The organism is Acetivibrio sp. MSJd-27 (assembly GCF_018918095.1).
Lineage (GTDB): Bacteria > Bacillota > Clostridia > UMGS1840 > HGM11507 > HGM11507.
Genome location: NZ_JAHLPV010000010.1, coordinates 48,356 through 69,628, shown reverse-complemented (window position 1 = coordinate 69,628; position 21,273 = coordinate 48,356). Strand labels below are relative to the sequence as shown.

The following is a 21,273-nucleotide window of genomic DNA, read 5'->3' as shown; positions in this document are numbered from 1 at the left end:
AAAAGGGAGATGAAACGCGTGAAAAAGAAATTTTTGTCCTGCTGTATCGCGCTGACGCTGATTCTAGGCAGTGTTCCGGCCACACTTCTGGCGGAGGACAGCCAGAGTTCTCTGGCTTATACGGTAGAGCGGGAGGACGACGGGGAATATATCTATCACCATTTCAGCCTGAGGGGAGCCCTGCCGGCAGCTGCCGGCAGGGAAGCAAAAATGGTTGCTGTGCCAGCTGGGACGACTGTTTATGATGACCAGACGGTAAAGGCGTTGGATCAGACCACTGCGGCCGCGGATGGAAACTATACCTTTGCATTCACTCTTGCCGAGGCAGGCGATTACATGGTGGAAATACGGTTCAACGGGCTGGATGACAAACAGCGGCTGCAGGTTTCCATCAAGGAAAAAAGCTTTTATACCGATATCATTGCACACTTTAATGAAGCGAACGCCTCGGCTTCCACATTAGCGGGCTATGTGGACACTTACTCTGCGGATCTGGGGCTGTATACCGAATTTTTTGACCGAATGTCGGCAGCCGGTAAAACCGGGGTTGGGGAACGGCTTAAGAAGCATTCCGGAACCTTCCGTATTGATAACATCAACCGTATCTACAATGAGGAGCATATTTTAGCTTTTCTGCAGTATCAGAGTGCTCCGAGTGATATTATGGAACTGATCGCTTTCTATGAAGAGGGATACTTCAATCTCGGAAGTCAGAAGGAAGCGGAGAATATTTATTCTTCTTTCCTGACACTTCCTGCTGTCGCGCGGAATGCGGCGATTTCAAAATGGACCGGGAAACCATACAGCTCTTTCGAAGAGGTGAGAGACACCTTTAATGAAGCTGTGATTTTAGGGGCTTTTTCCAGCATGAGCAATGCAAAGCTGCATCCGGTTTTAAAAGAGAACAATGACTATATCAAACTGAAAAATTATGAGACGCTGACCGAGCTGCAGGTGGACAGTATATTGAATGCCATGCGGAAAAACAGTGGTAAAATCAATTCGATTGCATCGTTTCGCTCGGAATATGAGAAAGCCTATAGCGCTTTGATGAACGAAGTGGGGAAGCCCACCGCCTCTCCATCCGGTGGCGGAGGAACGGGAGCGGCCAATCCTTCGGGTCCAAATACTTCCATAGGAACCGGAGGTTCAACGACGGCGGGGAAGCCGGATACGGTTGTACCGGGACAGGGCGAATTTACCGATCTGGTCTCCGTGCCCTGGGCCGTGGAATCGATCCACTCTCTCTTTGAATTGGGAATTATAAACGGAAAAGAAAAAGGAATTTTTGCACCGAATGACAATATCACCAGAGAAGAATTTGCAAAGATCATTGTATCCGCGTTTCATTTGATGGATGAAAACGCAAAATGCAGCTTTACTGATCTCACGGAGGAAGATTGGAGTTATCCCTATGTGGCCAGTGCGAAAAAGCACGAGATGGTCAAGGGATACGAGGATGGAAGATTCGGCAAGGCGGACCCAGTTACGCGGCAGGATATGGCTGTGATCATATACCGTGCCATGGTTAATTTGAAGCTGGTAGAAGGATTGGATTCCGTCAAGACGGGAGGATTGTTCGTCGATCAGAACGCCATCGCCCCTTATGCGCTCAACAGTGTGATTATGCTGAAAAACATTTCCCTGGTAAGCGGGAATGATCAGCAGGAGTTTCAGCCGGAGAGCAATGCCACAAGAGCAGAAGTGGCAGTGCTGATGAACAGAGTGTTAAACTATAAAAACTGAGGAGAGGGGAGAAAAGAAATGAAAAGAGCATTGGTTTTATGTTTGGCAGTTTCATTGCTGGTTTCGGCAATTCCCGCCGGAGCCGCTTCCTTTTCTGATGAGGAGGCTATATCTTATCAGACAGCCGTGACCCATCTTTCCAATATAGGGATTATAAAGGGATATGAAGATGGAAGTTTCCGGCCGGACGAGGTTATGACCCGGGGCGAATTTGCAGTGGTTATGGCAAAGCTGTTTGGTTCAGAGGAAGGTCAAATCATTCTTCCCAATCCCTATTTTTATGACGTGCCCGAGGAGCACTTTGCAAAGAACAGCATCTTATACTGTATTTATCTGGGATTGATGGAGGGATACGGTGACGGTTATTTCCGTCCCGATCAGCCGATTTCTTACACGGAGGCAGTGAAAATCATGGTCTGCGCCTTGGGGTATTACCCTTTGGCGGTAAACAAAGGGGGATATCCCACCGGCTTTCTGGCTCAAGCCAACGAGCTCACTATTCTGAAAGGCATCAAAAAGAACGCTTCCGAAAAGATACTGAGAGAGGAGATCGCTCAGCTGGCATACAATTCCCTTAACGTTCAGCTTTTGGAGGAAACCTCTTTCGGCAGCAGCACCCAATTGGAAACCAGAGGAAATACGATCCTTTCAAAGTATTTGAAAATGGATATCATTCAAGGCGTTGTTCTCTCCAACGGATATACCAAAATTGCATTTGTTCCAGACACAGGAGCGGAATATATCATTATCGGTGACAAGAAATTATTCAAAAACGGAAGATATGAAACCGAATTTCTGGGAATGTATGCCGAGGCCATTTATAACAAGGAGGATGACAGCCTGTTAAGCATCGTGTCTTTGGATAACAAAAACAGAGAATTATCCCTGGATGGAAAAGACATTCTGGGCACGGAAGACAGCAAAGTGACCTATGACAGCGAAGGAAAAGAATGGAAAGCCTCCGTGAGCGATACCAGAAAAGTGGTGTACAATGGCAGTTTCCGGTTTGATTATGAATTATCCCAGTTGGAGAATCTGAAGGACGGATATATCCGGATGGTTGACAATGACAATGACAATCGGTACGATGTGGTCTTTGTCAATGAATTTGAAACCTTTATTGTACTGGACAATGCGCCGTCCGGCAAAATCATCCGGGATAAAAAGCAAGGAGATAAAACACTGGATTTAGAGGCGTATGACAATGTGATATTCCGGGACAGCATGGGAAGGCTTCTCGACTACGATTCCATTGGAAAAATCAATATACTGAATGTGCTCCGTTCACCGGAATATCTGGAGTGCATTGTGAGCAATGAGACAAAAAGCGGTGAGATTTCGCAGATAACATCCGGGGAAAAAGGTGCGTATTACCATATTGGAACACAGGCGTTCCTTCTGTCGGACAGCTTTTCGGAAAGCGATGAGAACACACTTTCCGTAGGAGATAATGTGACAGCCTATCTGGGTGTGGAGGGGACAATAGCCTATGCAGAAAAGAGCACTTCCGGAATGTATAGGCAGGCGGTTTTGATGGGACTTCGGTTTGAAGCGGGAATCGAGCAGACGCTCCAGCTGAAAATATTTCAGAGAAGCGGAAATGTGATTGTTGCGGAAGCTGCAAAGAATCTGTATATCAACGGGGTGAAGTATATAAGCGGAACAGATGTTGCCTCGATAACCGATGCGCTGACTTATAGAAACGTGCAGGGCATTGCCGATCGCGGTGTGTCCCAGTTTATTTTGTACAAACCGGATGCGGAGGGGAAAATCAGAGAGATATACACGGCAGCGAGTGATTTTTCCGAAGATGCAAAACTATATAGAACCGTTCCGGCTTCCTCTCTGCGCTATGCGCCGTCAGCGTCTAATTTTGACGGTGTGGCCAATGTGGACAGCAACACTTGGCTGTTGAAGGTGCCGGATGGAGATCTGCAGGATAAAACCGCGGAAGATTTTCAGATATTTGTAAGTTCTGCTTTTGTCAACGAGCAGTATCAAATTGAATTTTACAATACTTCAAAAACAAAACAGACTGTGGATATTGTAAATGTTGTGGGAACAAATATACCGCCAAAGGTAGCGTTTGATGACGCCCTGGCCGTTGTCTCCAATGTGGTGCAGGCGGTTGAAGAATCCGGTGAGATAGGTACGAAAATCAAATATTACGCGGCGGAAAAGCTGCAGGAAGCATTTGTGGCTGAAACCCTTTCTGAGGCGCAGATACCGGCAAAGGGAGAGATTGTACGGCTTTCCTTAAATGACCAGGGGAAAGTAAACAGTGTAGAAAGATATTTTGACTACGCTAACGACAAATGGATATTCACTACCTCTCACGGAAATCAGAGCGCCTCCAATTATTACGGCGCTACCTCCAGGATCGTTGCGGCTTATGTAACCTGTATCCGTGATGGCTATATTCGCCTTGGCTTTGAAAAAGCGGTTGCCGGCGAACAGGAAGCGGTTTTGCAGGAGAGCCACCGTCTAAGCAACGGATATACCATCTATATTGTAACGCGGAATGCAGGCGAAATCCGGGTCAGAAAGGGAGAAACCGAAGATATAGAGCTTCTCGATCGGGTGGTGGTAAGGACGAGAGCCGGGGCTGGAAGAGAAATTTATGTTATGAAGGAAAGCCTCACGAATCGCTAAGGAATTAGAAAATGCCAAGAACTTTTAAGAACATTGGAATGCAATATTCTGATGGCATTCCATATGGAATATCGTAACATTTCATTGTGCAGAGGAATAAAATTTGTCCATTCTTTTTTGTGAAGTGCCGGAAGGAAATTTTCCTTTCGGCATTTCTTTTGAGGGGATTACAGCGGACTCGTTCCAAATTTATTCCGGCGGCGTGCAACCCTTTATTTTTTAGTTGCACAAACACAAAAAGTATTATAGAATAAAGAAGGATAGCAGAGAAGGGAGAGTAGAAAGGTGCAGAGAATTCATTGGAAAGAAAAATTTTTTCATAAATTCCGTGTCAGCGCAAAGGACAATTTGCGCATCGCCTTCGTGGGAGCTCTTATCTTTCTCACATTGCTGTACAGTATTTCAAATATTCTGATTCGTCGGGAACTTCTGGAGGACAACCTGTTAAAGTCAAAGATTGTGGAAAAGAATATGTATATTGCTTTCGAACAGCTCAACAATATCTTAAAAAGTGGCGAACAGCTGGTCAGTGAGAATAATAAAATATTGGATCAGAATTTTTCCGAAATTCCAGTGGAGGATTTGATTCATATTATTGATGAGATCAAAAATCTGAAAGTGTATAATCCTTTTATTCAGGAAATGTTGCTGTTTCAGAAGGATGAACCGGACTACATCACTTCCCAAGGAATTATTTCCAGCGAGAAATTTTTTAACTACGACTATACGGACACGGATTATAACCGAGAATACTTTGAAAATATCTTTTACGATTACAATGCGCCGACGGTTCTTCCGTTGCGGGAATTCAACCAGGTGTTTAACTACAATGGGGAGGGCGTTCTTCGCATATTCATTGTCCCCAAAATTTATAAGGTGTTTCATACTGGCATTCTGCTTTTGATTAATGAACAGAAATTCATTGAATTTTGTGCGATTACGGATGAGCAGATTAAGATGCAGGTCAGTTTATATAATCATGAGGGCAGCCTGGTTATATCAAACAGTTTGAACGATGTGGGAACAAAGATGGATATCGGAAAGCTGGAAAACAATGTACAGTCGGTGAAAAACACCTTCTGGGGTCATTTTCAGTATATGAAATGGTTTGATTATGAGAATATGATATTCTCGGTGGAAACCAGCTACTATACCGGCATGGTTCTGTTCATTTTCTATCTTCTTCTGATAGGAGGCGCAACCCTGGTATTTTTGGTTCTGCAAAAGCGGCTTAAAGCGGAAGAGCAGGCTTTGCAGCTGGCCGGCGAAGAGCTTGGCACACAGGAGGAATCTTTGTCGGTTGGAATGCTTCCGGCGCAGATAGCAAGGCTGAAGAAAAATATTATACGGATGAATGAAAACACAGCTGTTCTGAAAAAAGCCGCTTTTTCCGCTTTTTTGAAAGGAACGGAAGAAAGGGACACCGCGCAGGATTATCTGGAGGATATCCTTCAGGCGGATTGTTTTGGAATGTTTTGCGCAGTGAGAAGAGGGGAGTATCCAGAAAATCAAATCGAACAATTTTTAAACTGTCAGGGGTTTTCATCCCTTGTGATTTCCGAAGGAGGACACAAATTTTTCGGACTCATTCCGTTTTATCATATGAAAGAGGAAAAGGCGGCCGTTCCGTTTTTCGAAATGCTTCACCGGCTGGAGGAGCGGACGGAAGAAGGATTGATTCTGCTGTACAGCCGGATCTTTACAAACTTCAGTCTCTCAAAGAGTATTTACCAGCAGCTGAACGCCTCTTTGGATCAAGTATGTATCCGAGAAAGGCTGGTATCTTTAGAACAGCTCCGTCCGGTGGATTTGCATGCTATGCCGGGAAATATCAGCGGAGAATTAAGTAAACTTTTGTCCGCCGGTGACCGGAAAGCTGTAAAAAAATATTTTGAGACACAGCTGGAAGAAACGATAGAAGAAAATCCTTCCTATTATAAACTATTTTATCTGGTACAGTATTTTGACATCGTGTTTATGGAGCTGGTGTATAAAATAACAAAAAACAACGAGGAGATTGAAGGAATTCAAAAACTATTTCTTCAGAGCTTGAAACGGTATAGTGCTGAGCTGGATGCAGACGGCGTCTGCAACAGCTTTTACAATATGGTTTATCTGGTGATGGAAAAACTGCAGGATGAGTCCCATGTCAAGGATATCGGGGAGATTCTGAAATACATCAACCGCAATTATAAAGGGGAGTTATACTTGGACAAGGTAGCGACCCACTTCAATATGAAACCCAAATATTTCTCTTATTACTTTAAGCGGGAATATGAGATGGGATTCAATGAATATCTGACACAGCTGCGTATTGAGGAAGCAAAACAGCTGCTTAAAAACAGTGTGCTGTCCATCGGCGAGATCAGCCAGCAGGTAGGCTACCAAAATCAGGTAACCTTTAATGCGGCTTTTAAAAAATACACTGGAATTTCCCCTACTTCTTACCGCAAAGAGGGATAAACAGAAATGGAGTATGATTTTTGAAAAAGTTTGAGATTGTTGTAACAACATTATTTGGAATTGAAGCGGTCTGCGCCAATGAGATCCGCAGGCTGGGCTATGACACCACCTCTGTGGAGGATGGCAGGATTACCTTCCTGGGAGATTATGAGGCAGTCTGCCGTGCAAATCTGTGGCTCCGCACAGGAGAACGGGTTTATATTAAGATTGGGGAATTCAAAGCCTTCTCCTTTGATGAATTGTTTGATCAGTGCAAAGCCCTCGACTGGTCTGAGTGGATTCCGCGGAACGGCGCGTTTCCCGTGAAAGGGTTTACCAACCGTTCTACGCTTTTCAGTGTCTCCGACTGCCAGTCCATTATCAAGAAGAGCGTGGCGGAGGCATTGAGCCGGGAGTATGGGCAGGAATGGCTTCCGGAAGACGGAACCACTTATCAGATTGAATTCAGCATCATTAAGGACAAGGTTGTCCTGATGATTGATACCTCCGGCGACGGACTCCACAAGAGAGGGTATCGCAAACACTCCAACGCTGCGCCTGTTAAGGAAACGATTGCCGCAGCGATGGTTATACTGAGCCGGTTTAAGTATAATGGAATATTTGCGGATCCCTTCTGCGGTTCCGGGACGATTCCTATTGAAGCGGGACTGATTGCCAAAAATATTGCGCCGGGCTTGTACCGCAAATTTGCGGCGGAACAGTACGTTCAGATCTCCAAGACCATGTGGCGGGATGCAAGGGAGGAGGCGCAGGAGGAAATTCGGGACACCAAGCTTCGGATTCTTGCCTCCGATATCGATCCTTTTGCGGTGGAGTTGACCAAAGAAAACTGCAAAAAAGCACGGATATCCCAGCTGGTCACGGTGGAGAAGAAGGCTGTCCAGGATTTTGTCTGCGGAGAACCGGATGGCACCATCGTGTGCAACCCGCCCTATGGGGAACGGCTTTTGGAAAAGGATGACTGCGAGCAGATCACCAAGCAGATGGGAGAGGTTTACCATCGGCTGAACCATTGGTCACTGTATGCTTTGACACCGTTGGAGCAGTTTGAATATTTCTTCGGGGAAAAGGCGAACAAAAGGCGGAAGCTGTACAATGGCATGATCAAATGCAATCTGTATCAATATTTTCCGAAAAGATAAAAAGAAAGAAGTGGGATAGATATGCAAAATGGGGTTTTGCAAAGGGAGAAAATCCCGAAAGAGATCAACTTTTCCATTTCCAAAAAAGAACGGTATACCGATATTCTCACATTGCTGTGCGGCGTGCTTGGCGTGTATCTTCTTATCTGGTGCTTTACGGGAGAATCGCTGTTTCAGCCTGCCACATACAATTCCTATGTTCTGCAGGCCAATCGATGGCTTTCCGGTCACCTCGACCTGGGACAGAACTATTCTCATCTGGAGATTGCCGAATTTGGCGGAAAATTTTTCGTCAGCTTTCCGCCTGTGCCTTCCATTATTTTGCTTCCCTTTTGCTTTCTGTTCGGAGGAAATCCACCGGATACGTTGATTTCTGTCAGCATTGGATTGACTGGTGCGCTCTATGCTCTGAAAATGATGTGGATAACCGGAAGAAAAGGTGGTTGGGCGATATTCTGGGCGCTGTTTTTCACGGTTGGAAGCAACTTTTTACATATCGGCTACAGTGCGGATGTGTGGTATTTTGCACAAACTGCCTCCTTTACGTTCACCTTGATTGCCCTTTACCATGCAATGACCAGGGATTTAAGCGACGGATGGATTCCACTTTTCTTTTTCGCATTGGCTTTTGGGTGCAGGCCGCTGCAAATTGTTTTCCTTCCGCTTATCACTTTTTTATTGTACGGGAAGTTTCGGAAAAATAACCTCTCCATAATACAAAGTGTGAAAAAATATTGGTGGTGGATAATTCCTCCTCTTTGTGTTGGCATCTTACTGATGGGGCTCAATTATGCGCGGTTCGGAAACGTGTTTCAGTTTGGCCATGACTATCTGCCGGAATTTGCAGCGGAGAAACCGGAGGGGCAGTTCAGTGCCGCTTATCTGGGAGAAAACTGGAGAAAGCTCTGGGCGCTGCCGGCGGTGGAGGCAGGCATTGTGCGGTTCCCGATTTTTAACGGATGCGCCTTCTGGATTTTTAGCCCTGTTTTTCTGATGTTCACGGTATATTTCGTGAAGAATTTGAGATGTGCTGTACGAAAGCGGGAATTGCTTCTGGCGGTTGCATTGATTTTTCTCCAGTTCTTTTTAACCTGTTTTCACGCCACTATGGGCGGCTGGCAGTTCGGAAACCGCTATACGGTAGATGCTCTGCCGGTGCTTTTATTCGCATTGACTGTGCTGCAGAAGGAAGATTCCTCCGATTTGAAAATCATTTCTGTTCCACTGTTTTTATGGGGAACGGGTGTGAACTTGGTCGGAACGATTGCTCTTTTGAACGGTTGGCTGGGATAAAAAGGATAGGGAAAACAGAACGATCTGCTGATCTTCTAGTATATTCACTAGTTGCTAGGAGGAACTTAATATGAAAAGAAGAATAAATCGGTTAGGTATAATTTTTTTGAGTTTTTTGATATTTCCGATTTTTGTTTATCATTACTTGCCGGTAGAATATCAAGTACAGATTAAAAAAATAATATTATATTCAAATAGTGATGAAAAATTATATATACAAGAAGGGAAAAAAATAATTTATAAGGCTTACCCCTATGCGAAAAAGGATGATAAAAAGTATCAAACTAATTTATATCAGATAGAAAATGATGCATGGTCATTGATATTACAGAACCCTAATGTGGATATCGGAGGGGGCTTTTATGTCACTTTTGATAGCAAATTGGAGGTGAAGTCAATCGGATTAGAGGATTAAAGGATAGGAAGGGTTGAGTTCACTGAAAAAGTGATATTTTTAGAATCTGTCGACTAGGATTTACATAGGGAAATTTCAAACAAAACCAGATATTATCAGAAAATTTTATATGGGGATAGCAAAACTGCTATCCCCTTGTCTTTTTTGTCTCTTTATACATTTGTTATTTGCTCAACAGCTCAATGCCGGTTTTGATTCTTTTGATGGTTTCTTCCTTGCCAAGGATGGCGGCAAGTTCGACGCCGCCGCCGGGGGTAAACGCCTTGCCGGAAACCGCGACGCGGATCGGCCACAGGATCAGACCATTTTTCACCTCCAGCTCTGCGATCAGCGCAAAGAGCTTTTCATGAATTTCATCCATCGTCCAGTTTTCAATGCTTTCCAACACCGGAAGCGCTTTTTCCAAACTTTCCTTCGAGTTCTCTGGATTTGTTTTCATTTTTTTATGAGTATATAAATCGGTGGAGTATTCAGGCAATGTATCAATAAAGTCCAACATTTCGGGAATGTCATTCAAAACCTCGGTACGGGTATGAATCAGTTCCGCAATCTCTTTTAAGTTGATATCCTCCCGCTTGACGGCTTCCTTTAAATAGGGAAGAGCCAGTTCATAGAACTGTTCCGGGCTCATTTTGCGGATATACTCCCCATTCATCCAGCGCAGCTTCTGCTCGTCAAAGATGGCGGGAGACTTGGATATGCCGCTGATTTCAAAGGCTTCCACCAGCTCTGGCAGAGTAAAAATTTCCTGCTCCCCCTGAGGGCTCCATCCCAGAAGAGCGATATAATTCAGAATCGCCTCGGTCAGATAGCCTTTTGCTTTCAAATCTTCATAGGAGGCGTCGCCGTTCCGCTTGGAAAGCTTGTGCTGCGCATCCTTCATAACAGGAGAACAGTGAATATATTTGGGGATCTCCCATCCGAAGGCTTCATACAATAGATTGTATTTCGGGGTGGAGGACAGATATTCGTTTCCGCGGATAACATGGGTAATGCCCATCAGATGGTCATCCACCACGTTTGCGAAGTTATAGGTGGGCAGTCCGTCGGATTTCAAAAGTACATTATCATCCAGGGTGTCATTGTCCACCGTAATCTTTCCGAAAATTTCGTCCTCAAAAGAGGTTGTCCCTGTTTTGGGGATATTCTGACGGATGACATAAGGCACGCCGTTTTTCAGATTTTCTTCAATCTCCTCTTTGGAGAGATGAAGGCAGTGCTTATCATATTTATTGGGCTGTTTCAACTGTTCATTGCGGTTTTTCAGCTTATCCAGCCGTTCCTTGTCACAGAAGCAGTAATAGGCATGTCCGCTGTCCACCAGCTGCTGTGCGTATTTTTTGTAAATATCACGCCGTTCGCTTTGAATGTAAGGCCCATAATCTCCGCCTACATCCGGCCCTTCGTCATGAACGAGACCAGTCTCTTTAAGCGTATTGAAGATGATGTCGACGGCTCCCTCCACATAGCGTTCCTGGTCGGTGTCCTCTATTCTTAAAATAAATGTTCCGTTATCGTGCTTTGCGAGAAGATAGGCATACAAAGCCGTCCGCAGATTTCCCACATGCATATAGCCGGTGGGGCTGGGGGCGAAACGGGTTCTTATCTCATTTGCCATTTCTATTTTCCTCCGGTTTCTTTCAGGATATACCAGAACAGATTCACTGCCTCTGATACCTATATAAATATATTAAATTAATCCAAAGATATTGTCAAGTATATTGTTTTGTGATAAACTAAAAAGAGCAATTTTTTTGACCGCAGAGGTTTCAAGCCGTACCGCAGTCAAATCAAAGGAATCTGCCGGCCCGTTTTCGGGCCGTGCTTTGGAGGTAATGAAATCATGGAATATAATTTCGCGGGCAGAATGAACGGCGTGAAGGGCTCCGCCATTCGCGAGATGTTTAAAATGATGCAGAAACCGGGCGTCATCTCTTTTGCGGGGGGGAATCCTTCGCCGGAAACCTTTCCGGTGGAAGAGCTCAAGGAGATCTCCCAGCGTCTTTTGACGGAGAACCCGGGGCTGTACTTACAATATGGAATCACAGAGGGATATGCGCCTCTGGCTGAAATTCTTTCGGAACAGATGAAAGAAAAAGGAATCTTGAAGCAGGGAGATAAGCTGCTTATCACCAGCGGTGCGCAGCAGGCGATTGATCTTGCCGCAAAGGCGATTTTGGACAAAGGGGACGGCCTTGCCTGCGAAACCCCCAGCTTTATCGGCGCGCTGAACGCGTTCCGTACCTATGAAGCGCCGCTTTTCGGCATTGAGCTTCAGCCCGACGGCATTGACACGAAAATGCTGGAGGACACGCTGGCCGCCAATCCGAATATCAAATTACTGTATATCATCCCCACCTTTCAGAATCCTTCCGGAATCACGGCAAGCGAGGCGAAACGCAGGGAGGTTCTTGAAATCTGTATCCGGCACAATGTGCTGATTATTGAGGATAACCCATACGGCGAGCTGCGCTTTGCAGGGGAGGACGTGCCCACCATCAAGTCGATGGATGAATCAGGGGAACATGTGATTTATGTCGGTTCCCTCTCCAAGGTTCTCTCCCCTGGCTTGAGAATCGGGTTTGTGGTGGCCAATGAAAAGATTTGCGAGAAGATTACCGTTTTAAAACAGGTAAACGATGTACATACCAATCTGCTTTCCCAGGCGATGGCCTATGAATGGCTGAAAAATTATTCTTTTTCCGAACACGTGCAGGAAGCGAGAGCGCTTTACGGGCATAAATGCAGCCTGATGTTAAAGGAGATGGATGAAACCTTCCCGGAATATGTGACCTATACAAGACCGGAGGGAGGTCTGTTTATCTGGTGCACCATTCATAAGGATGTGGACTCTGCGAAGCTGGTCAAGCCGATGATTGATCAGAATGTGGCGTTTGTACCCGGCTGCAACTTTATGACGGATATTGACGCGCCAACGCCTTTCTTTCGCCTGAATTATTCCACCTCCTCCGACGAGAATATCGTGAAAGGGATCCATCTAATGGCGGAAGCACTGAAAAATATCTAGCAAAGAGGGATTTGAATTAATGGATAAAAAAATGATATTAAGCGGCTTGCAGCCTTCCGGGATCATGACACTCGGAAATTACCTGGGAGCGGTCAAAAATTGGGTGAAGCTGCAGAATGAATACGATTGTCTATTTATGATTGCGGATATGCATGCACTCACGGTACCGCAGGAACCGGTCAATTTGAGAAAACGGTGCTATGAGGTTCTTGCCCTGTATATGGCCTGCGGCTTGGATCCGGAAAAATCAACGCTGTTTTTCCAGTCTCATGTTCCGCAACATGCGGAATTGTCCTGGGCGCTGACCTGTACCACCTACATGGGAGAACTGTCCCGCATGACACAGTTTAAGGATAAATCCAAGAATGCGAAGGATACCGGTGTGGGAGTAGGATTGTTTGTCTATCCGGTTCTGATGGCGGCGGATATTCTGCTTTATCAGGCCAATCTGGTGCCGGTGGGGGCGGATCAGAAGCAGCATCTGGAGATTACCCGGGTGCTGGCGGAGCGCTTTAACCGCTTGTACGGTGATGTGTTCACCATTCCGGAACCCTATATTCCCGAAGTGGGTGCAAGAATCATGAGCCTGCAGGATCCGACAAAGAAAATGTCAAAGTCGGACAGTAACCCCAATGGGTATGTTTCCATTGTGGACGAGCCTGAAGTGATTATCCGCAAACTGAAACGCGCGGTTACCGATTCGGACACCAGAATCTGTCGGGGGGAAGGCAAGGACGGCATTGAAAACCTAATGTCTATCTATTCGATTATGACAGATAAGACGTTTGAGGAAATTGAACGGGAATTTGAGGGCAAGGGATACGGAGACTTTAAACTGGCCGTTGGCGAAGCAGTTGCTGAGGGGCTGCGGCCAATCCGTGAGAAATACAACGAACTGATGAACAATAAAGACTATCTGAAGGAAGTATATACGAAGGGAGCTCAGCGAGCCAGCCGGCTTGCATCAAAAACACTCAGAAAGGTATACAGGAAGCTGGGCTTTGTCGACAGAACCTGATGAAATAGGTGAAACGGTATGGTTGATTATAATTTGATATTTGGTTTTGCACTGGCATTTTTAATCACCTTCGCATCCGTACCGATTGTACGGGTGATCGCATTCAAGCTGAATGCGGTGGATGTTCCGAGGGACAACCGAAGAATGCACAAAAAACCAATTCCGCGTATGGGCGGTGCAGCTATTTTTTTGGGATTTATTGTGAGTGTGGCCTGCTTCACCGGCGTTATTGATCATGAACTGATTGCGATTCTGGTGGGAGCGCTTATCATTGTCATTGTCGGAATACTGGACGATATCTATCAGCTCAAGCCTGTTGTAAAACTGATCGGACAGATTGTGGCTGCGATTGTGGTAATCTGGGGCGGCGTGCGCATCGATTTCTTTACCATTCCTTTTGCAATGGGAGGAAAATTGATCAATCTGGACTTTCTGTCGATTCCGGTAACCTTCGTGTGGATTATTCTGATCACCAATGCAGTGAACCTGATTGACGGCCTGGATGGATTGGCAGCCAGCATTTCGGGGATCTCCGCTCTGGCACTGGTATTTTTAACGATCGTGATGGATATTCCACATATCGGAGTGGTTCTGGTTGCAGTTGCAGGAGCTTGTTTTGGATTTCTCCCTTTTAACCAACATCCGGCCAAGATCTTTATGGGAGATACAGGAGCGCTGTTTCTGGGATTTATTTTGTCCACTCTGTCCATTCAAGGATTTTTCAAGGGTTACACGCTGGTCTCTCTGATTATCCCCATTATCGTACTGGGGCTCCCGCTGTTTGATACTTCCTTCGCCATTTTAAGAAGGCTGGCGAAAGGACAGGGGATTATGCATGCCGACAGGGGGCATCTGCACCATAAGCTGATCGACAAAGGTTTCTCACAGAGAGAGACAGTGACCATGCTTTGCACGCTGTCCAGCATGCTGTCTTTTACAGCAGTTGTGCTGATCACAAAGGGGCTGAACCGTGCGATTGTGTTGATCATCGCCATGGTGCTGTTCGGCTTTTGCAGCGGCATTTATGCGAAAAACAAGAGTATTGCCAAAGAGTATATTGACAATTTAAACGAAGAAGAGAATAAAGAGGAAAACGAGAATGAAAAAGATTAAAGTAATGACCGTTTTTGGGACAAGGCCGGAGGCCATCAAGATGGCACCCCTCGTAAAGGAACTGGAATCCCGTGAGGAAGTGGAATCCATCGTCACGGTGACCGCCCAGCACAGGGAAATGCTGGATCAGGTTTTAAAAATATTCGATATCCAACCGGATTATGATCTGAATATCATGAAGTCCCGCCAAACGCTTGTGGACATCACACTGCGTGCCGTAGCAGGCATTGACGAGGCGATCAAGGATGCTAATCCGGATATCGTCCTGGTTCACGGAGATACCTCCACAACTTTTGCGGGGGCTCTGGCGGCTTTCTATAATCAGGTGAAAATCGGGCATGTGGAAGCCGGGCTGCGCACCTATGACAAATATTCCCCTTTTCCCGAGGAGATGAACCGTCAGCTGACTGGCAGGCTTACCGATCTGCATTTCTCTCCCACGGTGAACAACAAAAAGAACCTGCTTTTGGAAAATGTCAAGGAAGAGGATATTTTTATCACGGGTAACACGGTGATTGACGCATTGAAAACCACCGTATCGGAAAATTATCGATTCTATACAAAGGAAATCGAACAGGTGGATTTCGGGAAAAAGGTGATTGTGGTAACCGCTCACCGGCGCGAGAATCTTGGAGAGCCGCTGAGAAATATCTGTTCTGCGCTGAAGGAGATTGCGCAGCGGTACGCGGACGAGGTGCAGATTATCTATCCTATGCATTTGAATCCTGCGGTGAGAGAGACGGCAACCGGTATTCTCGGTGAACTTTCCAATGTCTTTCTGATTGAGCCGGTGGATGTGGCGGAGCTGCACAATCTGATGGATCGGGCCTATATGGTGATGACCGACTCCGGCGGCTTGCAGGAGGAAGCACCTTCTCTCGGAAAGCCGGTACTGGTGCTGCGGAATGAGACGGAGCGCCCTGAGGCGATCAAAGCCGGAACGGCAAAGATAGCCGGCATTCACAAACAGGACATTCTGGATATGGCGGTCGACCTGATTGAAAACAGGGAAAGCTACGACAGGATGGCAAAGGCGGTCAATCCCTATGGGGACGGCAACGCTTCCAGAAGAACAGTGGACGCGATTCTGTACGCCTTTGGCATTTCTGAGAAACGGCCGGAGGACTATATTGTTTGAAACGGTTTTGCTGCGCGCAAAAGCGTCGAATGAAATCTTGCTGAAAAAAAGAATGATATGCTGAGCTGCTTTTGCGGCTCAGCGATACCAAAAGAATGTGGATTTTAACAGAAATGAAAAGCGGGCAGAAGCCCGGTTAGTCAAGTGCAGGAGCAATTTTGCATTTGACTAACAGGGTTTTGCACAAAACCATTTGTGTTCCCTTATGTTGTCTCTTTTTCATTCTGTTAAAATATTCACATTCTTTTTTCTTGCAGGAAAATGTCTGCAGAGCGGCACAAAAAAGAAGCAATCAGGTGAGCTTGCCGTTTTCAGAACGAAAAAACGATGACGTGCCAGAACAGAAAAATCCGGAGCGGGCAATGGTCTGTATTTTCTTTAGAACAGGGAAAAAGGAATCCCAAAAGAAAAAGTTTTTTGAAATCACAGTCTTTGATATTATAATTTTTCTATAATATAACAATACTAAAAAGAAAAGGTGGTGGTAACAGCATGCAGGATATCATAAAGTCGGTTGTGGAGACTGAAAAAATGGCTTCCGAGATCATCAAAAAGGCGGAGGCGGAAGCGGAATCTGTCATGGAGGCCGCCCGCAGGGAAGCGGAGCAGCTGAGACTTGATATTTTGAATGAGGCAAAGGCAAAGAAGGAAACCATATTAAAAGAGGGGGAGGAAGAGGCGAAAAAAAGCTTTGAGCACCGTCTGGACTCTTACAGACAAAAGAGCGGAGATACCGCAAAAAGGGCACAGCTCGGGTATCAGCAGGCGGTGGATTACATGATAAAAAAGGCGGTTGGTGAAGAATGATTGTCCCAATGAGTAAAATTACCCTGCTGGGGCTGTCATCGCAGAAGGAAGCGCTGCTTCGGCAGCTGATGCGTTTCGGCTGTGTGGAGGTTACCGACATCAGTGATGCGTCCGCCTTCCTTTCCAAGGAAGAACAGCAGGAATATCAGCAGGCAAAGGGCGGCGGTATCCGTTATGGTGAAATGCGTGAAAGCTCCAAAAATGCGCTGGAAATATTAAAGGAATACGCGCCGGAGCAGAAAAAGAAGGGATTATTTTATCAGAAACGGCAGGTGCAGGAACGTTTCTTTTCCGAGGAACTGATGGCGGAGAAAAGCGCCAGGGGCGCGGCGGAAGCCATCAATGAGCTGGGCCGCCGGATGAACAGGCTGAAAAATGAAAAGAACCAGCTGGAAAATCAGCTGGAAAGCATAAAACCCTGGGAGAAGCTCCCCTTTGCCTTTGACAGCAGAGGAACCCGGACAACCAAGAGCTATGCAGGCACCTTCTTAAGGTCGATTGATCTGGAGGAACTGAAAAAAGAACTGGATCTCTTGGAGCTGGTCTCTTTTGATACGCTGTCTGAGAACAATGAGTGCTATTTCGTGTATCTGGTTTTTCACCGCGCGATTGAGCGGCAGATCAAGGAATTGCTTCGGAAATACTCTTTCAACAGGGTACGGTTTGAAAAGCAAAAGGGAACTTACCAAGAGGTTTCCGGCGAAATCAAAAGACAGCTCAGGGAAAACGAAAAACAGACGCAGGGCGTTCTGAGCGAGATCGAAGAGCAGGCCGGCTGGAAGGAACAGCTGCAGCTGCTGTGCGATTATTTAAGCTACCGGATTGACCGGGAGAACGCGGCGGAACATCTGTTCTCCACAAAAAATATGTTTGTTCTGGACGGCTATCTGCCCTCGGAGAAAGCCGAGGGCGTGAAAAAGAAGCTGGAAGAGAAATTTACGGTTTCCGCCGCGGTGCGTGAGGCGGATCCGGAGACGGAGGATGTTCCCACCATGCTGCGGAACAACAAGCTGGTTCAGCCCTATGAAACCATCACGGAAATGTATTCTACCCCCAACTACAGGGAGATCGATCCCAACGCGATGATGGCGCCCTTCTACTTTATTTTCTTCGGGATGATGGTCAGCGACGCGGGATACGGTCTGCTGACCGCGCTGGTTTGCTTCTATCTGGTATGGAAGTACAAGCCGGAGGGGATGATGGGAAGAATGTTCACCATGATCGGCTTCGGCGGTCTTTCCACCATGTTCTGGGGCATCATGTTCGGCGGTTATTTCGGCGATACCATCTCGGTGGTCAGCAACGGGGCGTTCAACATTCCCCCCGTGCTGTTCAATCCTTTGGACGATCCGATGACGCTGCTTATGATCTCTTTTGGATTGGGCATTGTCCACATTTTTGTGGGAATCGGCGCAAAGGTTTATCTCTGCTTCAAAAGAAAGCTTTATGCGGAGGGAATCGCCCATTTCAGCTGGATCTTGATCATCAGCGGCCTTGTAGCGCTGCTCGCGGGGTCCCTGCTGGGAGCGGGTATCGCGGGCGAGCTTGGAAAATGGGTTGCCATCGCGGGCGTAGCCGCTTTGATTCTGACCAACGGCTGGGAGGAGAAAAACCTGTTCAAAAAGCTGTTCAAGGGGATCTCCGGTCTGATGGATATCACCGGTTACTTCTCGGATATCCTCTCCTACTCCAGGCTTCTGGCATTGGGGCTTTCCACCGGCGTTATTGCCATGGTGGTCAATATCATGGGCTCTCTGGGCGGAAGATCGTGGTACGGGTGGATTCTGTTCGCGGCTATTTTCGTGGTCGGGCATACTCTGAATCTGGCGATCAATCTGCTGGGCGCTTACGTACACACCTCAAGACTACAGTATGTTGAATTTTTCGGCAAATTTTTTGAAGGGGGAGGAAGAGCCTTCTCACCTCTTCAAATCCGAACAAAATATGTCAAGCTTACAAAAGAAAACAAATAAATTTATTGGAGGTTATCAAAATGGAAATAATCGATATGATTTTGAACGGCACATTTCTGGCAATTTTGGGAGCGGCGCTGGCGGTATTCATGCCTGGTATCGGCTCCTCAAGAGGAACCGGCCTTGTCGGTGAAGCGGCTTCCGGCCTGACAGCGGAGGAACCGGAAAAATTCGGTCAGGCTCTGCTTTTACAGGTTCTGCCCAGTACCCAGGGTATCTATGGCTTTGTGGCGGCGTTTTTGATTCTGTTTAAAACCGGCATGATCGGCGGCAATCCGGTTCCGCTGACAACGGTACAGGGCTTCCAGTTCCTGGCGGCCTCCCTGCCGATCGCGTTTGCGGGATATTTCTCCGCGATCTCCCAGGGCAGAGTGGCTGCAGCGGCCATCGGTATCATCGCGAAACGTCCGGAAGAGCTGGCAAAGGGTATCACCTATGCCGCGATTGTGGAGACCTATGCCGTTCTGGCACTTCTGGTTTCGATCCTGATTATCTTCTTTGGCATCCAGCTGTAGAATTGCAGAAAGGAAGGAACACACATGAGTGTTGAGAAGATAACGTCCAGAATTCTGGACGATGCCCGGGAACGCGCGGAGGAAATTCTGGTGCGTGCCGGGGATGAGAAGCAGAAGCTGCTTGCCCATACCCGTGCGGACGCGGCGCGCGGCGCGGAGGAAATTCTGCAGTTTGCCCGCAAAAACGCGGAGGCGAACATCAAAAAAACGCAGAGCCTCGCCGATCTGGAGGGCAAAAAAGAGATTCTGAAGGCGAAACAGGACTGTATTAACCATGTTTACCGGCTGGCTCTTGACAAGATCGCCGGCATGGAAGAGGAAGAATATTTTGAACTGTTAAAGAAAATGGTCAAAAGGATCAATCCGCAGCAGGCGGCTGTTATTCAGTTCAATGAGCGGGATAAAAAACGCTTCCACGCACTGAAGGTAAAGTGGATGGATTTCCATCTCAAGGTGAGCGAGGAGGCGGGAAATTTTGAGGCGGGGTTTCTCCTTCATATGGGGGAAACCAGCATCAACTGCACCTTTGACGAGATTTTAAAATCCGTTTTGGAGGATCACAAAAAAGAGATTGCAGATATCCTTTTTAGCAAATAGGAAAGGGTGGTTTGATTGGCAAAGCATTTGAAAGATACCGACTATTCCAAAACCATTGCTAAAATCAGGGTATTTGAGAAACATATGCTGAGCCGGCAGACGCTGGAGAAGATGTGTGAAAGCAGGCATCTGGACGAGATTTACAAGACGCTTGCGGACGCCAACTGGCATTTCTCTTATGAGGAGAAAGAGCCGTCCAAAATTCTTGCCGACCAGCAGCAATGGGTTTTTGAATTTTTGCGGGAGGCGGTGGAGGAGGAAAACCTGCTGAAACTGCTTCTGCTGAATACCGATTATCAGAACATCAAGGCTTTTCTGAAGCAGGAGCTGGCAGGCAATCCGATTCACGGAGAACTGTTTTTGGAGGGGGGCACAATCCCTGTCCCTGCCCTGGTAAAAAGCCTGACGGAACGGGAGCAGGGGGCGCTCACCAAACGGATGTTTGGGGCGTTCCTCCGCGCACGGGACGAGTTCTTGGAAAAGCAGGATCCCCAGCGGATCGATCTGATTCTGGACGAGGCCTGTATTCTGGAAATTCTGGAGCATGCGGAGGCTTTTGAAAACGCTTTTATACTTCGTTATCTGAGAGCGCAGATCGATAGCGTCAATATCAAAACATTGCTTCGAATCCGCAAAATCAGCGAGGAGCCCGCCAAGCTCAGGGAAGTTTTTCTGAAGGGTGGCAGCATTGGGCTGGACAGGCTGGAGGCACAGCTGACCGCCTCGCCGGAGGAGTGTAAGGCGTTCCTGCTGACGACGGAAATCGGAGCAAAGCTGTCCGCACAGCTGGAAGATTTCTTCAAGGAGAGTTCCATAACAGCTTTGGAGAAAGGGATGGACGACCTGCTCATCGAGCAGCTGAAACCGGCGCGCTTCATCATGTTCGGACCGGAGCCCATCTTTGTCTACGCAAAGTATATGGAGAATGAAATCCGGTCGGTGCGGATTGTGATGAACGGCATCTTAAGCGGGCTGAGCCCGCAATCCATCAGAGAAAGGTTGCGTCTGACTTATGCATAGAGAAGGAAAAGCCGGAATCATCGGCGATAAGGAGAGCATCATGGGCTTTCTGCCGCTGGGGTTGACCCTTGCCTATGCGGCGACGGCGGAGGAAGCGGAGGAAAAGCTTTCGGAATTGCTGGAAGAGAACTGCGCGGTTGTCTATGTCATCGAGGATCTGTATGTCCACATGGATCTATCGTCCTATCAGGAGACGGTGACGCCCGCCATTATTCCCATCCCGGGAATCGGCGGAGGAAACCGCGCCGGGGTTGGCCGCCTGAAAAAAGCGGTGGAGAAGGCAGTGGGCGCGGATATCCTGTTCGGAGAGGATTAGGCGGGATACCCAGAAAGAAAAAGAAAGGATACTTAGA

At 47.0% G+C, this 21,273-nt stretch carries 17 protein-coding genes; 16 read left to right on the top strand and 1 reads right to left on the bottom strand.

The window, feature by feature from the left end:
* The first annotated feature begins 18 nt into the window (after positions 1–18).
* From KQI32_RS13580 to KQI32_RS05560, 6 genes are all read left to right on the top strand, one after another.
* On the top strand, positions 19–1,746 hold the full coding sequence (locus KQI32_RS13580; protein WP_216424257.1) for an S-layer homology domain-containing protein: 1,728 nt from the start codon (positions 19–21) through the stop codon (positions 1,744–1,746).
* An 18-nt stretch (positions 1,747–1,764) separates the two neighbouring features.
* Entirely contained in the window at positions 1,765–4,398 is a 2,634-nt protein-coding gene (locus tag KQI32_RS05580) for an S-layer homology domain-containing protein (RefSeq protein ID WP_216424256.1), read from the top strand.
* Positions 4,399–4,683: 285 nt separating this feature from the next.
* Positions 4,684–6,861, top strand: a complete 2,178-nt coding sequence (locus KQI32_RS13575) for an AraC family transcriptional regulator (RefSeq protein WP_216424255.1) — start codon at positions 4,684–4,686, stop codon at positions 6,859–6,861.
* A gap of 20 nt (positions 6,862–6,881) precedes the next feature.
* A complete protein-coding gene (locus KQI32_RS05570; RefSeq protein ID WP_177691449.1) occupies positions 6,882–8,003 on the top strand; it encodes a class I SAM-dependent RNA methyltransferase in 1,122 nt (373 codons plus the stop codon).
* A gap of 21 nt (positions 8,004–8,024) precedes the next feature.
* Positions 8,025–9,296 carry a hypothetical protein gene (locus KQI32_RS05565; RefSeq protein WP_216424254.1) on the top strand — a complete coding sequence of 424 codons (1,272 nt, stop codon included), beginning with the start codon at positions 8,025–8,027 and terminating at the stop codon, positions 9,294–9,296.
* Between the two features lie 70 nt (positions 9,297–9,366).
* On the top strand, positions 9,367–9,711 hold the full coding sequence (locus KQI32_RS05560; protein ID WP_216424253.1) for a hypothetical protein: 345 nt from the start codon (positions 9,367–9,369) through the stop codon (positions 9,709–9,711).
* A 163-nt stretch (positions 9,712–9,874) separates the two neighbouring features.
* Here the strand turns inward: KQI32_RS05560 and gltX are convergent, their stop codons facing one another.
* Positions 9,875–11,329, bottom strand: coding sequence for a glutamate--tRNA ligase (gene gltX, locus KQI32_RS05555; protein ID WP_216424252.1), 1,455 nt, complete (start codon positions 11,327–11,329; stop codon positions 9,875–9,877).
* A gap of 225 nt (positions 11,330–11,554) precedes the next feature.
* On the opposite strand from gltX, the gene KQI32_RS05550 reads away from it, so the two are divergent.
* The 10 genes from KQI32_RS05550 to KQI32_RS05505 all read left to right on the top strand — a co-directional run bounded on the left by KQI32_RS05550 (position 11,555) and on the right by KQI32_RS05505 (position 21,236).
* Entirely contained in the window at positions 11,555–12,739 is a 1,185-nt protein-coding gene (locus tag KQI32_RS05550; RefSeq protein WP_216424251.1) for a PLP-dependent aminotransferase family protein, read from the top strand.
* Between the two features lie 19 nt (positions 12,740–12,758).
* Positions 12,759–13,757 carry a tryptophan--tRNA ligase gene (trpS, locus tag KQI32_RS05545; RefSeq protein ID WP_216424250.1) on the top strand — a complete coding sequence of 333 codons (999 nt, stop codon included), beginning with the start codon at positions 12,759–12,761 and terminating at the stop codon, positions 13,755–13,757.
* Positions 13,758–13,775: 18 nt separating this feature from the next.
* Positions 13,776–14,870: a glycosyltransferase family 4 protein gene (locus tag KQI32_RS05540; protein ID WP_216424249.1), complete on the top strand. Its 1,095-nt coding sequence runs from the start codon at positions 13,776–13,778 to the stop codon at positions 14,868–14,870.
* On the top strand, positions 14,857–16,008 hold the full coding sequence (gene wecB / locus KQI32_RS05535) for a non-hydrolyzing UDP-N-acetylglucosamine 2-epimerase (protein ID WP_216424248.1): 1,152 nt from the start codon (positions 14,857–14,859) through the stop codon (positions 16,006–16,008). The genes KQI32_RS05540 and wecB overlap by 14 nt, the downstream gene beginning before the upstream one ends.
* A 492-nt stretch (positions 16,009–16,500) precedes the next feature.
* Positions 16,501–16,815: a hypothetical protein gene (locus tag KQI32_RS05530; protein ID WP_216424247.1), complete on the top strand. Its 315-nt coding sequence runs from the start codon at positions 16,501–16,503 to the stop codon at positions 16,813–16,815.
* An 8-nt stretch (positions 16,816–16,823) separates the two neighbouring features.
* Positions 16,824–18,788: a V-type ATP synthase subunit I gene (locus tag KQI32_RS05525; protein ID WP_216424246.1), complete on the top strand. Its 1,965-nt coding sequence runs from the start codon at positions 16,824–16,826 to the stop codon at positions 18,786–18,788.
* A 20-nt stretch (positions 18,789–18,808) separates the two neighbouring features.
* Positions 18,809–19,303, top strand: coding sequence for a V-type ATP synthase subunit K (locus KQI32_RS05520; RefSeq protein ID WP_177691459.1), 495 nt, complete (start codon positions 18,809–18,811; stop codon positions 19,301–19,303).
* Positions 19,304–19,327: 24 nt separating this feature from the next.
* Complete coding sequence (locus KQI32_RS05515) at positions 19,328–19,900, top strand: V-type ATP synthase subunit E (protein WP_216424245.1); 573 nt, start codon at positions 19,328–19,330, stop codon at positions 19,898–19,900.
* A 15-nt stretch (positions 19,901–19,915) separates the two neighbouring features.
* A complete protein-coding gene (locus tag KQI32_RS05510; protein WP_216424244.1) occupies positions 19,916–20,920 on the top strand; it encodes a V-type ATPase subunit in 1,005 nt (334 codons plus the stop codon).
* Entirely contained in the window at positions 20,913–21,236 is a 324-nt protein-coding gene (locus KQI32_RS05505; protein WP_216424243.1) for a V-type ATP synthase subunit F, read from the top strand. The genes KQI32_RS05510 and KQI32_RS05505 overlap by 8 nt, the downstream gene beginning before the upstream one ends.
* The last annotated feature ends 37 nt before the right edge of the window (positions 21,237–21,273 follow it).